The following is a 294-nucleotide window of genomic DNA, read 5'->3' on the forward strand; positions in this document are numbered from 1 at the left end:
CTCGCGGCCGCGTAATCCCTCACCCGGCGCTCGCCGTCGAGCGTTCCACGGCGGAGCAGATCCGCGCGTGGGGCGATCGGTTCGCTCCCCTGGTGAAACCGGTCCGTAAGCGGGGCTACATGGCCGACGCCACGGCCCAGACCCTGTCCGAAGCCAAGCACCTGCAGGGGCTCAAGTTCGCTGGCCCCGTGGCCGCGCTCAAGACCCTCGCCTGGATGATCGACGAGGCGCAGCGGGACAGCATGGCGGCCCTGCAAAAAGCTATGACGACGACGGTCCCCACCTACCTGAAGG

At 68.7% G+C, this 294-nt stretch carries 1 protein-coding gene; it reads left to right on the top strand.

All coding sequences use genetic code 11. From position 1 onward, the window contains the following. Positions 1-92: 92 nt before the first annotated feature. Positions 93-294: terminase small subunit (locus AC3XQU_RS23665; RefSeq protein WP_489876582.1), on the top strand; the 202-nt coding region annotated here is incomplete at its 3' end.

Source organism: Telluria sp. AZSoR62 (assembly GCF_058111565.1).